The sequence below is a fragment of the Nissabacter archeti genome, assembly GCF_018257325.1.
Taxonomy (GTDB): domain Bacteria; phylum Pseudomonadota; class Gammaproteobacteria; order Enterobacterales; family Enterobacteriaceae; genus Chimaeribacter; species Chimaeribacter arupi.
Window position 1 is genome coordinate 35,910 of sequence record NZ_JAERKB010000017.1, and the last position, 14,811, is coordinate 50,720.

At 58.4% G+C, this 14,811-nt stretch carries 17 protein-coding genes; 10 read left to right on the forward strand and 7 right to left on the reverse strand.

Going from position 1 to position 14,811, the window contains the following annotated elements; translation table 11 throughout:
• The first annotated feature begins 263 nt into the window (after nucleotides 1-263).
• Complete coding sequence (gene mltA, locus JK232_RS20315) at nucleotides 264-1,436, forward strand: murein transglycosylase A (protein WP_072932553.1); 1,173 nt, start codon at nucleotides 264-266, stop codon at nucleotides 1,434-1,436.
• Between the two features lie 83 nt (nucleotides 1,437-1,519).
• On the forward strand, nucleotides 1,520-2,344 hold the full coding sequence (gene tcdA, locus JK232_RS20320; RefSeq protein WP_072932551.1) for a tRNA cyclic N6-threonylcarbamoyladenosine(37) synthase TcdA: 825 nt from the start codon (nucleotides 1,520-1,522) through the stop codon (nucleotides 2,342-2,344).
• A gap of 5 nt (nucleotides 2,345-2,349) precedes the next feature.
• Here the strand turns inward: tcdA and csdE are convergent, their stop codons facing one another.
• Entirely contained in the window at nucleotides 2,350-2,787 is a 438-nt protein-coding gene (csdE, locus tag JK232_RS20325) for a cysteine desulfurase sulfur acceptor subunit CsdE (protein WP_212589637.1), read from the reverse strand.
• Between the two features lie 22 nt (nucleotides 2,788-2,809).
• Entirely contained in the window at nucleotides 2,810-4,015 is a 1,206-nt protein-coding gene (csdA, locus tag JK232_RS20330) for a cysteine desulfurase CsdA (RefSeq protein WP_101828685.1), read from the reverse strand.
• A gap of 193 nt (nucleotides 4,016-4,208) precedes the next feature.
• Here csdA and JK232_RS20335 point away from each other — a divergent pair, with 193 nt between their 5' ends.
• The 4 genes from JK232_RS20335 (at nucleotide 4,209) to rlmM (ending at nucleotide 7,279) form a co-directional block, all read left to right on the forward strand.
• Nucleotides 4,209-4,430 (forward strand): YgdI/YgdR family lipoprotein, encoded by a 222-nt coding sequence (locus JK232_RS20335; RefSeq protein ID WP_072932547.1) that lies wholly within the window; start codon nucleotides 4,209-4,211, stop codon nucleotides 4,428-4,430.
• Nucleotides 4,431-4,794: 364 nt separating this feature from the next.
• Complete coding sequence (locus tag JK232_RS20340; protein WP_072932544.1) at nucleotides 4,795-5,715, forward strand: transcriptional regulator GcvA; 921 nt, start codon at nucleotides 4,795-4,797, stop codon at nucleotides 5,713-5,715.
• A 75-nt stretch (nucleotides 5,716-5,790) separates the two neighbouring features.
• Complete coding sequence (locus JK232_RS20345; protein ID WP_072932542.1) at nucleotides 5,791-6,186, forward strand: DUF423 domain-containing protein; 396 nt, start codon at nucleotides 5,791-5,793, stop codon at nucleotides 6,184-6,186.
• Entirely contained in the window at nucleotides 6,179-7,279 is a 1,101-nt protein-coding gene (gene rlmM / locus JK232_RS20350) for a 23S rRNA (cytidine(2498)-2'-O)-methyltransferase RlmM (RefSeq protein ID WP_072932540.1), read from the forward strand. Before JK232_RS20345 ends, rlmM begins: the two co-directional genes overlap by 8 nt.
• Before the next feature lie 35 nt (nucleotides 7,280-7,314).
• Here the strand turns inward: rlmM and xni are convergent, their stop codons facing one another.
• From xni to queF, 3 genes are all read right to left on the reverse strand, one after another.
• Nucleotides 7,315-8,067 carry a flap endonuclease Xni gene (xni, locus tag JK232_RS20355; protein ID WP_072932539.1) on the reverse strand — a complete coding sequence of 251 codons (753 nt, stop codon included), beginning with the start codon at nucleotides 8,065-8,067 and terminating at the stop codon, nucleotides 7,315-7,317.
• Between the two features lie 86 nt (nucleotides 8,068-8,153).
• Nucleotides 8,154-9,518: a nucleotide 5'-monophosphate nucleosidase PpnN gene (ppnN, locus tag JK232_RS20360; RefSeq protein ID WP_072932536.1), complete on the reverse strand. Its 1,365-nt coding sequence runs from the start codon at nucleotides 9,516-9,518 to the stop codon at nucleotides 8,154-8,156.
• Nucleotides 9,519-9,634: 116 nt separating this feature from the next.
• Nucleotides 9,635-10,480: an NADPH-dependent 7-cyano-7-deazaguanine reductase QueF gene (gene queF / locus JK232_RS20365; RefSeq protein ID WP_212589632.1), complete on the reverse strand. Its 846-nt coding sequence runs from the start codon at nucleotides 10,478-10,480 to the stop codon at nucleotides 9,635-9,637.
• Between the two features lie 73 nt (nucleotides 10,481-10,553).
• Between queF and syd the strand changes: the two genes are divergently transcribed.
• The 4 genes from syd (at nucleotide 10,554) to JK232_RS20385 (ending at nucleotide 13,372) form a co-directional block, all read left to right on the forward strand.
• Complete coding sequence (gene syd / locus JK232_RS20370; RefSeq protein WP_072932531.1) at nucleotides 10,554-11,099, forward strand: SecY-interacting protein; 546 nt, start codon at nucleotides 10,554-10,556, stop codon at nucleotides 11,097-11,099.
• A 694-nt stretch (nucleotides 11,100-11,793) separates the two neighbouring features.
• Nucleotides 11,794-12,120 (forward strand): YqcC family protein, encoded by a 327-nt coding sequence (locus tag JK232_RS20375; RefSeq protein ID WP_072932516.1) that lies wholly within the window; start codon nucleotides 11,794-11,796, stop codon nucleotides 12,118-12,120.
• A 1-nt stretch (nucleotide 12,121) separates the two neighbouring features.
• A complete protein-coding gene (truC, locus tag JK232_RS20380; protein ID WP_072932514.1) occupies nucleotides 12,122-12,895 on the forward strand; it encodes a tRNA pseudouridine(65) synthase TruC in 774 nt (257 codons plus the stop codon).
• Nucleotides 12,896-12,922: 27 nt separating this feature from the next.
• Nucleotides 12,923-13,372 carry a flavodoxin gene (locus JK232_RS20385; RefSeq protein WP_072932512.1) on the forward strand — a complete coding sequence of 150 codons (450 nt, stop codon included), beginning with the start codon at nucleotides 12,923-12,925 and terminating at the stop codon, nucleotides 13,370-13,372.
• 58 nt (nucleotides 13,373-13,430) lie between these two features.
• Here the strand turns inward: JK232_RS20385 and JK232_RS20390 are convergent, their stop codons facing one another.
• Nucleotides 13,431-13,823 carry a DUF3461 family protein gene (locus JK232_RS20390; RefSeq protein ID WP_072932614.1) on the reverse strand — a complete coding sequence of 131 codons (393 nt, stop codon included), beginning with the start codon at nucleotides 13,821-13,823 and terminating at the stop codon, nucleotides 13,431-13,433.
• Nucleotides 13,824-13,955: 132 nt separating this feature from the next.
• Nucleotides 13,956-14,780 (reverse strand): 2,3,4,5-tetrahydropyridine-2,6-dicarboxylate N-succinyltransferase, encoded by an 825-nt coding sequence (gene dapD, locus JK232_RS20395; RefSeq protein ID WP_101834874.1) that lies wholly within the window; start codon nucleotides 14,778-14,780, stop codon nucleotides 13,956-13,958.
• Nucleotides 14,781-14,811: the final 31 nt, after the last annotated feature.

The window sequence follows — 14,811 nt, forward strand, 5'->3', positions numbered from 1 at the left end:
GAACCGACGACCTTCGGGTTATGAGCCCGACGAGCTACCAGGCTGCTCCACCCCGCGTCCGATGGATGCGCACTATACCGGCCATGAGATTTGCTGCAAGTTGTTTTTACATTTAATGCATTAGGCGCAGGTTTTTTAAACGAAATGACGCTTTTTTGCCTGTTTTTTCCCGATGGCGGCTGCCTTTTTTGGCAGGGAGAATTCCTTTCTCTATGGGCGTTTGTTATCGTGCGCGGGTGAAAATCCGGTAAAGAGTGCAGGCAATGAAAGGATCGTTAGGCAAATATATCGTCAGCGGCGTGGTAATCGCTATCCTGGCCGGGTGTTCTTCCCGGCCCACCGATCGTGGGCAGCAGTATAAAGATGGGCGTCTGGAACAGTCGCTGGCGCTGGTTAATGAGCCGAATGCCAAAGGGAAGCCGGTCAATGCCAAGGATTATGCCGATCAGCTGCAGGAAATCCAGTACGCCTCACCGGGCCTGTTCAGCCGCAACAGCCCGACTTATCAGAATGTGCAGCAGTGGATCCGCGCCGGGGGCGATACCCGTACCCTCAGCCAGTACGGGCTGAGCGCCTACCAGATGGAGGGCGTGGACAACTTCGGCAATGTGCAGTTTACCGGCTACTACACGCCGGTGGTGCAGGCGCGCTATACCCCGCAGGGCGAATTCCGTTACCCGCTCTACCGGATGCCGCCAAAAGGCAAACGCCGCCTGCCGGATCGCGCCGCGATTTACAGCGGGGCGCTGGATGAGCGTTACGCAGTGGCTTACACCAACTCCCTGATGGATAACTTCATGATGGAAGTGCAGGGCAGCGGGTATGTGGATTTCGGCGACGGCCGCCCGCTGATGTTCTTTGGCTACGGCGGCAAGAACGGCCACGCCTATCGCAGCATTGGTAAAGTGCTGATTGATCGCGGTGAAGTGGCGCGCGAAGATATGTCGATGCAGGCGATCCGCCAGTGGGCGGACAGCCACTCCCCGGCAGAAGTGCGTGAGCTGCTGGAACAGAACCCTTCCTTTGTGTTCTTTAAGCCGGAGATGTTTGCGCCGGTGAAAGGGGCAAGCGCCGTACCGCTGATTGCCAAAGCCTCGGTGGCCTCGGACCGTTCGCTGATCCCGGCCGGCACCACGCTGCTGGCAGAAGTGCCGGAGCTGGACAATAACGGCAAATTTACCGGCAAGTACCATATGCGGCTGATGGTGGCATTGGATGTCGGCGGGGCGATTAAAGGCCAGCATTTCGACATCTATCAGGGCATCGGCCCGGAAGCGGGCCACGCGGCCGGTTATTACAACCACTATGGCCGGGTCTGGGTGCTGAAATCCAAACAGAGCGGCGGCCCGCTGTTCACGGCCTACCAGAGCCAGGCCAAACCGGTGCTGAACAGCGGTTCACAAGGCGGCACCCTGCTGGTGAACAACCCGCAGTAATTCCGCCACCGGGCAGCAACAGAAGCGGCCTGCGGGCTGCTTTTTTATTTTTCGCCGGGCATCCCGGTTACAGTGTTGAGGTAATGAACGTGACAACAGCAGCCTATTCTGACGCTTATCTGCAACGTTTCGGCGGCACGGCCCGGCTGTATGGCCAGTCGGCGCTGTCGGTGTTCGCGGCGGCGCACGTCTGCGTGATTGGCATCGGCGGCGTCGGCTCCTGGGCGGCCGAGGCACTGGCGCGTACCGGCATCGGCGCGATTACGCTTATCGACATGGACGATGTCTGTGTCACCAATACCAACCGCCAGATCCATGCGCTGAAACAGAGTGTCGGCCAGGCGAAAACCGAGGTGATGGCCCAGCGCATTCTGGCGATTAACCCGGAGTGCCGCGTCACCTGCATCGATGATTTCATCACGCCGGAGAATGTGGCGGCGCTGCTGGATAACAACTTCAGCTATGTGATTGACGCCATCGACAGCGTGCGGCCGAAAGCGGCGCTGCTGGCTTACTGCCGCCGTTTCAAAATCCCGGTGGTGACCACCGGCGGGGCGGGCGGGCAGATTGACCCGACACGGATTGAGGTTACCGATCTGGCGAAAACCATCCAGGACCCGCTGGCGGCCAAACTGCGTGAACGGCTGAAGAGTGATTTTAACGTGGTGAAAAACAGCAAAGGGAAACTGGGGATTGACTGCGTCTTCTCCAGCGAACCGCTGGTCTACCCGCAGCCGGACGGCTCAGTCTGCGCGTCCCGCAGCACCGCCGAGGGGCCGAAGCGGATGGATTGCGCCGCCGGGTTTGGCGCGGCCACGATGGTCACCGCCACCTTTGGTTTTGTGGCGGTGTCCCATGCGTTGAAGAAAATGGTCGCCAAAGCAGAACGCCAGGCGGCACAGGCATAACGGCGTCAGCCGCCCTCAGCGGCGGCGATGCGGGCCACGGCGTCTGCCAGTGCCTGCAACCCGCCGGCACGGGTGGCGCTGAGCTGCTGGCGCAGGCCCAGGGTATCAAACAGCGCCAGCAGATCCAGCTGCTGTAACGCTGTCGGCGTTTTCCCTTCAATGGCGGTAAGGATAACCGCCAGCAAGCCTTTCACAATCCGGCCTTCGCTGTCGCCATAAAAGTGCAGCGTGCCGTCTTCATTGCGCTGGTAACCGAGCCAGACGCGGTTTTCACACCCGCTCAGTTCACGTTCCGGCGTCTTTAGCGCCTCATCCAGCGGCGGCAATTGCCGTGCGAGCTGGATCAGCTGGCGGTAACGATCTTCCCACTGGCTGAAACCGGTAAAGGTTGCGGTCAGGGCCTCCAGGGTAAGCGCGTGGCCGAACGGGTGGGGGGCAAGCATCATAAGGTTAACTCCGGTCAACTTAATCCAGCAGCATGGCGCGTGCCTGATGCACGGCGGCGACCAGCGCACCGACATCCTGCGGGGTGTTATAAGGGGCAAAAGAGGCGCGTAGGGTGCCTGAAACGCCCAGTTGCGCCATCAGCGGCTGCGCGCAGTGCTGGCCCGCGCGCAGGGCGATGCCCTGTTCGGCCAGCAGGGTGATCATATCGCTGTGATGCACGTCGGTAAAATCGAACGCCAGCAGGCTGGCGTCAGAGCGGCGGAAACTGCGGAAGCCGGGGATCGCGGCCAGTTGCTGTTCTGCATCACGCGCCAGCCCGCGGCTGTACGCTTCTGCCGCCGCCAGATCCTGCCCGGCCAGCCAGTCCAGCGTGGCGGATAAACCGATCACCCCGGCAATGTTAGGTGTGCCGGCTTCAAAACGGTGCGGCACCGGCTGCGGGGTGTAACCGGAGAAGGAGACCTGGCTAATCATCTTGCCGCCGCCTTGCCAGGCCGCCATCTCGTTAAGGTGCGCCAGGTTGCCGTACAACATGCCGATGCCGGTCGGGCCATAGAGCTTATGGGCAGAAAAGGCGTAAAAATCAATGCCCAGTGCCTGGACGTCCGGCGGGTTATGCACTGCGCCCTGTGCGCCGTCCACCACCACCAGGGTGTTATTGGCATGGGCCAGGGCGATGGCGCGCGCCAGATCCGGGCAACCGCCGGTGACGTTGGACATCTGCCCCAGGGCAAGCAACCGTGTGCGCGGACGCAATAGCTCAGCTAATGCGTCGATGTCCGGGATCTGGTGCTGATCGAGCGGCAGCGGCACCACCACCGCGCCGGTCTGCTCGGCCAGCATCAGCCACGGCAGCAGGTTGGCGTGATGCTCCGCCTGGCTCACCAGTAACTCATCACCGGGCTGGAGCCGCGGGCGGAAATAGCCCTGCGCCACCAGGTTCAGCGCTTCCGTGGCACCGCGCGTCCAGACAATTTCCTGCGGGTGCGCGGCATTAATCAGGGCAGCGACCTGTTCACGTGCTGACTCATAGTGCCGGGTCAGGGCCTGTGCCTGCGCGTGCTGGCTGCGGTGCACCGTGACGCCGCTCTGCTGATAAAACGCCGTGGTGGCGTCAATCATCGCCTGCGGCTTCAGCGCCGTGGCAGCACTGTCGAGATAGACGCCGGCGTGGGCCAGCGCGGGGAAGTGGCGGCGGAAGCCGGCCGCATCAAACGGGGTCATGGAATTGCGCTCTCCTGATTACTGGCACCGATCCTCGCCGATTTAACGCGGCGGCACAAGGCCGGGTGGGGGCGGGGGGCACTTTTCTGGCAAACTCTCGGAACTTTGTTATGCTGATTTATAACGGGCTAAAAAATTTTTCGCCTGATAACAGCAACAATTCGAGAAAACATCTCTCTACAAGGAGTTCATGATGAAAAAGTTAGCAGCAGTGGTTTCTGCCGTAATGTTGACCTGTACGTTGGCTGCCTGTTCCAGCAACTATGTGATGCACACCAATGATGGCCGTACCATCGTGTCTGAAGGGAAACCTCAGGTTGATGATGATACCGGGATGATCAGCTACAAAGACGCCTATGGCAATGAACAGCAGATCAACCGTGCAGACGTGAAAGAGATGGTGAAAGGGGAGTAACAGGCCCTTTGCCGGCGGGGCGCACAGCTCCGCCACACGCAAAAAAAAAGCACCGCAAAGTGCGGTGCTGCATAAATCACTATGGACAGACAGGGTAAATGTACAGGAAGTGAAAAAGAGTAGCTTCTGCTACTGCGTCTGGAGTGCCAGACAACTTGCAAACACAACATCACAACCACAAGCCAAAAGCCTCTCGGTATCCTCATACCCATCAACTTTTCGTTCCGGCCCGGGAAGTGCCGCCACTATAGGTATTTGCTGGCGCATCCTCAACGGACAATTTATAATGGCTCGGATAAAAAAATCTAATAAGTAACTAAAAATTATTTGTTGTAATCACACGTCAACTCATAAGCTGTTTACCATGTCAAAACGACTCCCCCCGCTCAATGCCCTGCGGGTATTTGATGCGGCTGCCCGCCATCTGAGCTTTACCAAAGCGGCTGAGGAACTGTTCGTTACCCAGGCAGCCGTCAGTCACCAAATCAAATCATTGGAAGATTTTCTCGGCCTTAAATTGTTCCGCCGCCGCAACCGGTCCCTGCTGCTGACGGAAGAGGGCCAGAGTTATTACCTTGACATTAAAGAGATATTTACGGCATTAAATGACGCCACCCGCAAATTGCAGGCCCGCAGCGCCAAAGGCGCACTCACCGTCAGCCTGCCGCCGAGCTTTGCCATCCAATGGCTGGTGCCGCGCCTTTCCGGGTTCAACTCGGCCTATCCCGGCATTGATGTGCGTATCCAGGCGGTTGACCGCGAAGAGGACAAGCTGGCGGATGACGTGGATGTGGCGATTTTTTATGGCCGCGGCAACTGGCCGGGGCTGCGCGCAGAGCGGCTCTACGCCGAATACCTGCTGCCGGCCTGTTCACCGCTGTTGCTGACCACCGGCGATCACCCGCTGAAAACCCCGGCCGATCTGGCTTACCATACCCTGCTGCATGACTCCTCACGCCGTGACTGGCTGGCCTATACCCGTCAATTGGGGTTGTCGCACATTAATGTGCAGCAAGGGCCGATTTTCAGCCACAGTGCGATGGTGGTGCAGGCGGCTGTGCATGGCCAGGGGGTCGCGCTGGTCAATAATGTCATGACGCAGATGGAGATTGAGGCCGGTCGCCTGGTCTGCCCGTTTAATGACGTGCTGGTAAGTAAAAACGCTTTTTATCTGGTATGTCATGACAGTCAGGCAGAACTCGGTAAAATAGCCGCCTTCCGGCAATGGATCCTGGCCCGCGCGGCCAGCGAACAGGAAAAATTCCGTTTCCGATACGAACATTAAGTGCGCGTCGTTCCTGACACAGGCTTTTTGGGTTTTACTTTCATACGCCGTTTTTAAAGAAAGATGGGTCATACCATGAGCAGCCGTTTCATGCTGATTTTTGCCGCCATCAGCGGCTTTGTTTTTGTGGCGCTGGGCGCATTCGGTGCCCATGTGCTGAGCGCCTCACTGGGCGCAAAAGAGATGGGCTGGATCCAGACCGGCCTGAATTATCAGGGTTTCCATACCCTTGCCATTATGGGCCTCTCCCTGGCGATGCAGCGCCGTGCCAGCCTGTGGTTTTACTGGAGCGGGGCGTTGCTGGCGCTGGGGACGGTGCTGTTCAGCGGCAGCCTTTACTGCCTGGCGCTGTCACAGCTGCGTATGTGGGTATTTGTTACGCCGGTTGGGGGCTTCTGCTTCCTGGCGGGCTGGGTTTTGATGTTGATTGGCGCGTTGCGTCTTAAGAGAAAGGCAGATCGCCATGAATAAGTTAGCGTTGTATTGTCGCCCCGGTTTTGAGAAAGAGTGCGCGGCAGAAATTACGGAGAAAGCGGCCGCCCGCGAGGTGTTCGGTTTTGCCAGGGTTAAAGAGAACAGCGGTTATGTGCTGTTTGAGTGCTACCAGCCGGAAGAGGCCGATAAACTGGCGCGCGAGCTGCCGTTCCGCGAGCTGATTTTCGCCCGCCAGATGCTGGTGGTCGGGGAGCTGCTGAAGGATCTGCCGGTGGATGACCGCGTATCGCCGATTGTCGGGATGCTGGTCGGCGTGGTGCAGGGCGCCGGCGAGCTGCGCGTGGAAGTGCCGGACACTAACGACGCCAAAGAGCTGACCAAATTCTGCCGCAAACTCACGGTACCGTTGCGCGCCGGGATGCGTGAGCAAAATGTGATGGCGCAGCGTGAAAACCCGCACCGCCCGGTGGTGCACGTCTTCTTTATCGCCCCTGGGTGCTGTTATGTCGGTTACTCCTACAGCAATAACAACTCCCCGTTCTATATGGGCATCCCGCGCCTGAAATTCCCGTCAGATGCGCCGAGCCGCTCCACACTGAAACTGGAAGAGGCGTTCCACGTCTTTATTCCGGCAGACGAATGGGACGAGCGCCTGGCGAGCGGGATGCATGCGGTGGATCTCGGGGCCTGCCCCGGTGGCTGGACTTACCAACTGGTGCAGCGCAGCATGATGGTACACGCCGTGGATAACGGCCCGATGGCGCCAAGCCTGATGGAAACCGGGCAGGTTACGCACTATAAAGCGGACGGTTTCCGCTTTGAGCCGCCGCGCAACAACATCTACTGGCTGGTGTGCGACATGGTAGAAAAACCGGCGAAAGTGGCGCAGCTGATGACGGACTGGCTGGTCAAAGGCTGGTGCCGCGAGGCGATCTTCAACCTGAAGCTGCCGATGAAAAAGCGCTACGAAGAGGTGAGCCAGAATCTCCAGGCGATCAAGGAGCAGCTTGATGAGAACGGCATCAACTCCGAGATTCACGCCAAACAGCTCTATCACGACCGTGAAGAAGTGACGGTGCATGTGCGCCGGATGTGGTCGGCCGTCCCCGGCCGTCGCGACGAGCGTTAATCCAGAACGGCACGCACAGCGTGCCGTTCTCTTTTTTACGCCGGTAACCTGAGCTGTTGCAGATTGCCATGCAGCGGCACATCGGTGCAGAGGGTCGCTACCTGTTTGCTGGCAAACGCCGCGTCCCGGTGCTGTACCAGTTTTGCCCGCCACTTCTCCGGCACTGCCTCCAGATTATCGTAAAGCGCCTCCAGCGACCCCGCCTGTTGCAGCAGGGTGACAGCCGTTTTCGGCCCAACACCGCTGACGCCGGGGATTTTGCTGCTGCTGATGCCGGCCAGGCCCCAGAAGTCAGGCAGCTGGGACGGGGTGACGCCAAATTCCTGCATCACAAACGGCAGATCCAGCCAGCGTTTCTGGAAGTAGTCGCGGATCTGCACCTGGGGGGCCAGCAGCTGGCAATAGCCTTTGTCGGTGGACACAATCGTCACCTGATGCCCGGCACCGGCCACTTTTACCGCCAAGGTAGCGGCGATGTCATCCGCCTCATGGCCGGGCGATTGCCAGCAGGCGATGCCCGCGGCCTCAAAGGCTGCACGCAGCAGAGGCAACTCCTGTTGCAGGTTTTCCGGCATCGGGTTGCGCCCGGCTTTGTACTCCGGCAGGCAGCGGTGACGCCAGCTGTCTGCGCGGTCATCCTCGTCAAACACGGCCACCGCATGGGTGGGCTGCGCATGTTGGCAGATCTGGCTGAGGGCGTGGCGGCAGGCATCCTGACAGGGTGAGCCCTGTACCGCATGGATGCGCCGGATAAGGTTAAGGGCATCAATAATTAAAAGATGGATCATGGCGGGCAGACCTGGTGTAAAACTCCGCCGGGCAGCCCGGCGGAAAAGAAAAAACGACGCCGCGGAAGCCGCGCCGGGGGAGGGGATCAGGCACAGATCTCATAGCAGGGAATGTAAGCCGTGCCGGGCAGTTTCATGCGGTGCTGGGCCACAAACCCTTGCAACAGGCTGTCCATCTGCTTCATCAGTTGCGGATCGCCATGCAGTTTATAAGGGCCGAAGGTCTCAATCGCCTGGATCCCGAACTCTTTGACGTTACCGGTCACGATGCCGGAGAACGCCCGGCGCAGTGAGGCCGCCAGCTCCTGGGCCGGTTGGTCAGGGTAGAGGTTCAGGCCGGCCATGTTTTCATGGGTCGGCAGGAACGGCAGTTGCAGATCCGGCTCAATACGGATTGACCAGTTAAAGCTGTAGGCATCACCGGTGGCGCGGCGGTTCTCTTTCACCAGCGGCATCGCTTTTTTCATCTGGCGTGCTACTTCAGCCGGGTCATCAATGATGATGGTGTAGTGGCGGCGCGCCTCTTCGCCCAGCGTGTTAAAGATGAATTCATCCAGCACGCGGAAGTAGTCGGCACTCTCTTTCGGCCCGGTGAGGATCAGCGGCAAGACCTGATCCTGGTTCTCCGGGTTCATCAGGATCCCCAGCAGGTAGAGCAGCTCCTCGGCGGTGCCGACGCCGCCGGGGAAGATGACGATGCCGTGGGCGATACGCACAAACGCTTCCAGGCGCTTTTCGATGTCCGGCATGATGATAAGCTCGTTCACCAGCGGGTTAGGCGGTTCGGCGGCAATGATTGACGGCTCCGTCATGCCGATGAAACGCCCGCCTTTGTAGCGCTGTTGTGCATGGCCCACGGCCGCGCCTTTCATCGGCGCTTCCATGGCCCCCGGCCCGCAGCCGGTGCAGATATTCAGCTCACGCAGGCCCAGCTCACTGCCGACGCGGCGGGCATAGAGGTATTCGGTTTCGTTAATCGAGTGGCCGCCCCAGCACACCACCAGGTTTGGGTCTTCATCCAGATGGAGCGTGCGCGCATTGCGCAGGATAGAGAACACCAGGTTGGTGAGGTGCGCCGGGTTTTCCAGGTCAAGATGCTGGAGACGCCCGGCGCTGGTCATTTGCGCATTCACAAACAGAATATCGCGCAGCACGGCAAACAGGTTGGCTTGCAGCGAACGGATAATCTTCCCGTCGACAAAGGCCTCTTCCGGCGGGTTAACCAGCTCGAGTTTTACCCCGCGCTCACGGCGCAGCACGTTGATATCAAAGTCTTGAAAACGATCCAGCAATTGCTTGCTGTTATCGGTCTGGCTGCCGCTGTTCAGCACAGCCAGGGAACAGTTACGGAAAAGACGGTATAAGTCGCTGCTGGCCGTCCGTTTCAGCATATCGACTTCCAGTTGTGACAACAGATCCATAGAGCCAAGCGGGCTGATATGAGTAATCAAAATTGCTCCTTACATCCTGTGTGATGCCGTTGTTATTTCTTTAACCTTAACGATGCCCCTGGCTTTTTACCAATGCCTGATTAGTGTTCGGTTGTTTGTTGAGCGGCGTCTCGCAATTATTGCCGCACCAGACGCCCGGCAGCCGGGTCAAAATTGAAATTCGCCCGCCAAGGATTGATGTCTAAACCACCACGACGGGTATATCGGGCATAAACTGCCAGTTTTTCCGGGCGGAAAAAGTGCATCAGATCGTTGAAAATACGCTCAACACACTGTTCGTGGAACTCATTGTGATGGCGGAAAGAAACCAGATACCGCAGCAGTGCCTCGCGATCGATGCGGTTGCCGCGATAGTGGATCTGCACTGAGCCCCAGTCCGGCTGGTGGGTGATCAGGCAGTTGGATTTCAACAGGTGGCTGACCAGGGTCTCTTCCACCGGTTCGCCGCATGTTGCCTGCGCCAGCACGTCGGTGCTGAACTGGTAGTTGTCGATCTCAATCTCTTGATCGTCGATGCATTCGCCTTCAAAGCGGCTGATCGGCTGGCCTTCCACCTCATCCAGGCGGAACAGCGCCACCTGCACGTCGCCCTGGGCACAGGCAGTGAGGTCACGTTGCAGCGTCGCCTGCACCTCGTCCCAGCTCGCAAAGCGAGTCTGGTTGAAGCTGTTAAGGTAGAGCTTGAAGCTTTTTGACTCCACCAGGTTGAGGCTGGCGGCATTGAGCCGGACATCACCCACGGCCACCTGCGGCAGGCCTTTGGCATTCAGCCAGGAGAGTTCATACAGCGTCCAGATATCCGCGCCGTGGAACGGCAGGTTATCCGGGTAAAGCCCCAGGGGTTCACGGTTCATGCTGCGCGGCACCGCCTGCAGCAGTGTGGCGTCGTAGTGATCCTGATAAGCGGTGGGTTTCCCCAGGGTCAGTTTTTGCAGAGCCTGATGCTCCTGATAGGAGGACATGCTGTCACCTTACGTCGGGATAGGTACAATAGTGCCCAGTTTACCGTACCCTGCCCAAGAGATGAGAGAAAATATGAAAGATACCGTTGAGGCGCTGTCGGCCTTCACCCAGCGTTACGAAGCACACTGGCAGGCACAGACCGGTTTTGCACCCGCCAGTGAGGCATTGCTGGGCGTGCCTTCCCCCTGCGTATTACGCAGCAGCGATGAGGCGGTGTACTGGCAGGCGCAGCCTTTCAGCCCGCCGGCCACGCTGGCGAATGTTGAGCGGGCGCTGGACATTCAGTTACGCGACGAGATCCACGCTTTCTACACCAGCCAATATGCCGGGGACATGACCGCCACCTTTGACGGCCAGGCGCTGACGCTGTTGCAGGTCTGGAGTGAGGAGGATTTCACCCGGTTACAGGAGAACCTGATCGGCCATCTGGTGACGCAAAAACGGCTGAAGCTGTCACCCACGCTGTTTATCGGCACCACGGATTCCGAGATGCTGATGGTGTCACTCTGTAACCTGACCGGGAATGTGGTGCTGGAATCCTTCGGGACGGCACGCCGTACGGTGCTGGCGCCCAGCCTGCCGGCCTTCCTGAACCAGCTTCAGCCGGTGGCCGCGTAAGAAGAGCCTTACGCTTCTGCCCAATGCCCGTGTAAGAGATCTCTCACACGGGCTGTAAGACATCGCTTTTAATTTCATGTGTTATTATCTGTCGCTTAAATAAAAATCATTATAATTCAAATAATTGTTGGGTAAGGCAGGGTAAGCGTTGCAGGTTCATGTTACGGGTTTTACTTACAGTGCCTTGCGGCACTAAGGCAAATAAGCGATTGTATTACCACCACGAGGGAACGCGGTGAAGCAGGATAATCAGGATGATACCCGCTTCAGCAGGAGAGCATTCAGGACGAATGCAGGAGAGTATCAGGAAGATGCTCAGGAGGCTTCAGGAAGAAGTAAGGGACACCTCCAGGATGGAGAATGAGAGCTTGTCCACGGAGCAGACAGGTGGGTCAGGAAGACTAAAGGAGTGCGCACCGGCAGGGTGCAGGATGACACGTCAGGATGAAAGAGGGACGTCAGACAAGGACAGCAGGTTAGGATAACCGTTGGAAAAGTTTTCAAGGATTGAGCAGGGAGCACACAGGTAGCGGGAGCGCTGCAAAACGAACCGGGGGTACTGTTTTTACAGTACCCCCATTTTTTTGTGCCCTTGAGGGGCGGATAATTGATGGTATGCTCTCCCGGCCCGGCCGGATACCCGGCGACCGGATGATGATTGTGCAAGCTGAATACGTAAAAGCTGAGAGAAACCATGAGTACAGAAAACCAGGTTCAACAGCGTCTGCTGGAGATTGAGCAGACGATGAAAGCCGCCGGATTGTGGCAGGCCGCACCGCCTGACGCGGCTGCGTTTAACAGCACCGAGCCGTTCAGCGTGGACACCATGCGCGCCGAACAGTGGCTGCAATGGGTGTTCCTGCCGCGGATGCAGGCCCTGCTGGCGCAACAGGCCGCGCTGCCGACCCGCTTTGCCCTGACCCCCTATTTCGAGATGGCCTTTACCGGCCAGGAGAGCGTGCCGCACGGGTTGCTGGCGGCGTTACAACGTCTCGATGACCTGCTGAACCAAGAAGCCTGAGATGCTGGAAATTCTGTATCAGGATGCGCATCTGGTTGCCGTGAACAAACCGGCCGGCTGGCTGGTGCACCGCAGCTGGCTTGATCGCCACGAAACGGTATTTGTTATGCAGACCCTGCGCGATCAGATTGGCCAGCATGTGTTTACCGTCCACCGCCTCGATCGCCCGACGTCCGGCATTCTGTTGATGGCGCTCTCCAGTGAGGTGGCGCGCCTGCTCTCCCAGCAGTTTGAACAGCGTGACGTGCAGAAAACCTACCATGCGGTGGTGCGCGGCTATGTGCTGGAGGATGGCACGGTGGATTACGCGCTGACGGAAGAGTTGGATAAGATCGCCGACAAATTCAGTAACCCGGACAAGGCCCCGCAGCCGGCCATCAGCCACTATCGTGCGCTGGCGCAGGCAGAAGTGCCGCTGGCCATCGGGCGCTACCCGACGTCCCGTTTCAGTCTGGTCGAGCTGACGCCGGAAACCGGCCGCAAACATCAGCTGCGCCGCCATATGGCGCATTTGCGCCACCCGATTATCGGCGATACCACGCACGGTGACCTGCGTCAGAACCGCGGTATCGCGGGCCACTTTGACTGCCCCGGCCTGATGCTCCATGCCAGCCATATGACGCTGGCGCACCCGGTGACCGGCGAACCGCTGGCACTGACCGCCCGTTGGGACAACCGCTGGCAACGGCTCACCACCGCGTTTGGCTGGCAGGGCTGCGTCCCGGCGCTGGAAAGGGTTGAGTTTCCGGCGCAGCCGGGTCAGGATAACGGCTGATTCAATCACCCAAAAGGGAGGAGCGGCATGGCTCAGGTAGGCATTTTTGTCGGCACCGTGTATGGCAATGCGCTGATGGTTGCAGAAGAGGCGGAAGCTATTCTCACCAAACAGGGACATCAGGTTAAGCTGTTTGAAGAGGGCACGCTGGAGGCATGGCAATATTACCGGTCGCATTATGCGCTGGTGATCACCTCCACCACCGGGCAAGGCAACCTGCCGGATTCGATTGTGCCGCTGTTTGAGGCGATCCGTGAGCATGTGGGTTACCAGCCGGAATTGCGTTATGGCGTGATCGCACTCGGTGACAGCAGCTATGACCATTTTTGTGGCGGCGGGCGCGCGTTTGATGCGTTGTTGCAGGAGCAGGGGGCGACCCGGATTGGCGAGCGGCTGGAGATCGATGCTATCGAACAGCCGGAGCCGGAAGTGGTCAGCGGCCCCTGGGTGCAGCAGTGGAGCACCTTGCTGGGCTGACCGTCCGGGCATAAAAAAGCACAGCGCAGGCTGTGCTTTTTTTTCGCCGGGGCAGGGCCTAACGGCCGTTGCGGGTCAGCTTTTCCAGATCGGATTCGATCTCGGCGATTTTGTTGGCCACCACCGACTCCAGATGGCGCAGGTCATCCAGGATCTTACGTTTCAGATCCACTTCAACCTGATCGCGCTGGCAAATCTGGTCCAGCTCGTCGATCACATACCGCAGGTTCGGGTTGATCTCATGGATCTCTTTGAACCCCTGGCCGGCATTGTCCGCGACCACGGTTTTGCGCTGGCGCGGGTATTTAAACTTCACGCTTTTCGCGAAAAATTCACCCTTATCCTTTCTGAAATAAATTTTGAGGATATCGTTATTGGCTTCCTGACGGAGGCTGTAACGGTCAATATCATCCGGATTAGGGATCCCTAAACTTTTCAGGTTTTCATACATAGCAGCACCTTTCTGGTTATTATCCAGTGGGAAGTATGGCGTAAACCGGCAGCATAAGATGTGATTGCGGGCAATGCGTGCCGTCTGGCGGGCAAAAAAATAGCGGGTCAATGACCCGCTATCCGTTCTGGCTTAGTCGATGGTGCGCAACAGTTCGTTGATGCCCACTTTTCCGCGGGTTTTCGCATCCACTTTCTTCACGATCACGGCGCAGTAGAGGCTGTAGCTGCCGTCTTTGGACGGCAGGTTGCCGGACACCACCACCGAACCGGCCGGCACGCGGCCGTAATGTACTTCGCCGGTTTCGCGGTCATAAATCTTGGTGCTCTGGCCCAGGTAGACGCCCATGGAGATCACGGAGCCTTCCTCAACAATCACCCCTTCAACCACTTCGGAACGGGCACCGATGAAGCAGTTGTCTTCAATGATAGTCGGGTTGGCCTGCAGCGGCTCCAGCACGCCGCCGATGCCGACGCCGCCGGAGAGGTGCACGTTTTTACCAATCTGCGCACAGGAGCCGACAGTGGCCCAGGTGTCCACCATTGAGCCTTCATCCACGTAGGCACCGATGTTGACGTACGACGGCATCAGCACGGTATTGCGGGCAATGTAGGCACCCTGGCGCACGGACGCCGGCGGCACCACGCGGAACCCTTCTTTCTGGAAACGGGCTTCGTCATAACCGGCAAATTTCATCGGTACTTTGTCGTAATAACGGGTTTCCGCGCCGTCAATCACCTGGTTGTCATTGATGCGGAAGGAAAGCAGCACGGCCTTTTTCAGCCATTGATGCGTTACCCACTGCCCGTCGATCTTTTCGGCAACGCGCAGGGCGCCGCTGTCCAGCAGACCGATGACCTGGTTAATCGCTTCGCGCGTTACGGTGTCCACGTTCGCCGGGGTGATCTCTGCGCGGCGCTCGAAGGCGTTTTCAATAACGGTTTGTAGTTGCTGCATCCTGTTATCTGTCCTGATTTGTCGTTTAGGG

Coding starts and splice junctions, on each gene's coding strand:
- mltA (WP_072932553.1), top strand. CDS start 264: ATGAAAGGATCGTTAGGCAAATATATCGTCAGCGGCGTGGTAATCGCT.
- syd (WP_072932531.1), top strand. CDS start 10,554: ATGAAAGATACCGTTGAGGCGCTGTCGGCCTTCACCCAGCGTTACGAA.
- csdA (WP_101828685.1), bottom strand. CDS start 4,015: ATGACCCCGTTTGATGCGGCCGGCTTCCGCCGCCACTTCCCCGCGCTG.
- csdE (WP_212589637.1), bottom strand. CDS start 2,787: ATGCTTGCCCCCCACCCGTTCGGCCACGCGCTTACCCTGGAGGCCCTG.
- JK232_RS20340 (WP_072932544.1), top strand. CDS start 4,795: ATGTCAAAACGACTCCCCCCGCTCAATGCCCTGCGGGTATTTGATGCG.
- xni (WP_072932539.1), bottom strand. CDS start 8,067: ATGATCCATCTTTTAATTATTGATGCCCTTAACCTTATCCGGCGCATC.
- rlmM (WP_072932540.1), top strand. CDS start 6,179: ATGAATAAGTTAGCGTTGTATTGTCGCCCCGGTTTTGAGAAAGAGTGC.
- JK232_RS20375 (WP_072932516.1), top strand. CDS start 11,794: ATGAGTACAGAAAACCAGGTTCAACAGCGTCTGCTGGAGATTGAGCAG.
- JK232_RS20390 (WP_072932614.1), bottom strand. CDS start 13,823: ATGTATGAAAACCTGAAAAGTTTAGGGATCCCTAATCCGGATGATATT.
- dapD (WP_101834874.1), bottom strand. CDS start 14,780: ATGCAGCAACTACAAACCGTTATTGAAAACGCCTTCGAGCGCCGCGCA.
- JK232_RS20345 (WP_072932542.1), top strand. CDS start 5,791: ATGAGCAGCCGTTTCATGCTGATTTTTGCCGCCATCAGCGGCTTTGTT.
- JK232_RS20335 (WP_072932547.1), top strand. CDS start 4,209: ATGAAAAAGTTAGCAGCAGTGGTTTCTGCCGTAATGTTGACCTGTACG.
- JK232_RS20385 (WP_072932512.1), top strand. CDS start 12,923: ATGGCTCAGGTAGGCATTTTTGTCGGCACCGTGTATGGCAATGCGCTG.
- tcdA (WP_072932551.1), top strand. CDS start 1,520: ATGAACGTGACAACAGCAGCCTATTCTGACGCTTATCTGCAACGTTTC.
- queF (WP_212589632.1), bottom strand. CDS start 10,480: ATGTCCTCCTATCAGGAGCATCAGGCTCTGCAAAAACTGACCCTGGGG.
- truC (WP_072932514.1), top strand. CDS start 12,122: ATGCTGGAAATTCTGTATCAGGATGCGCATCTGGTTGCCGTGAACAAA.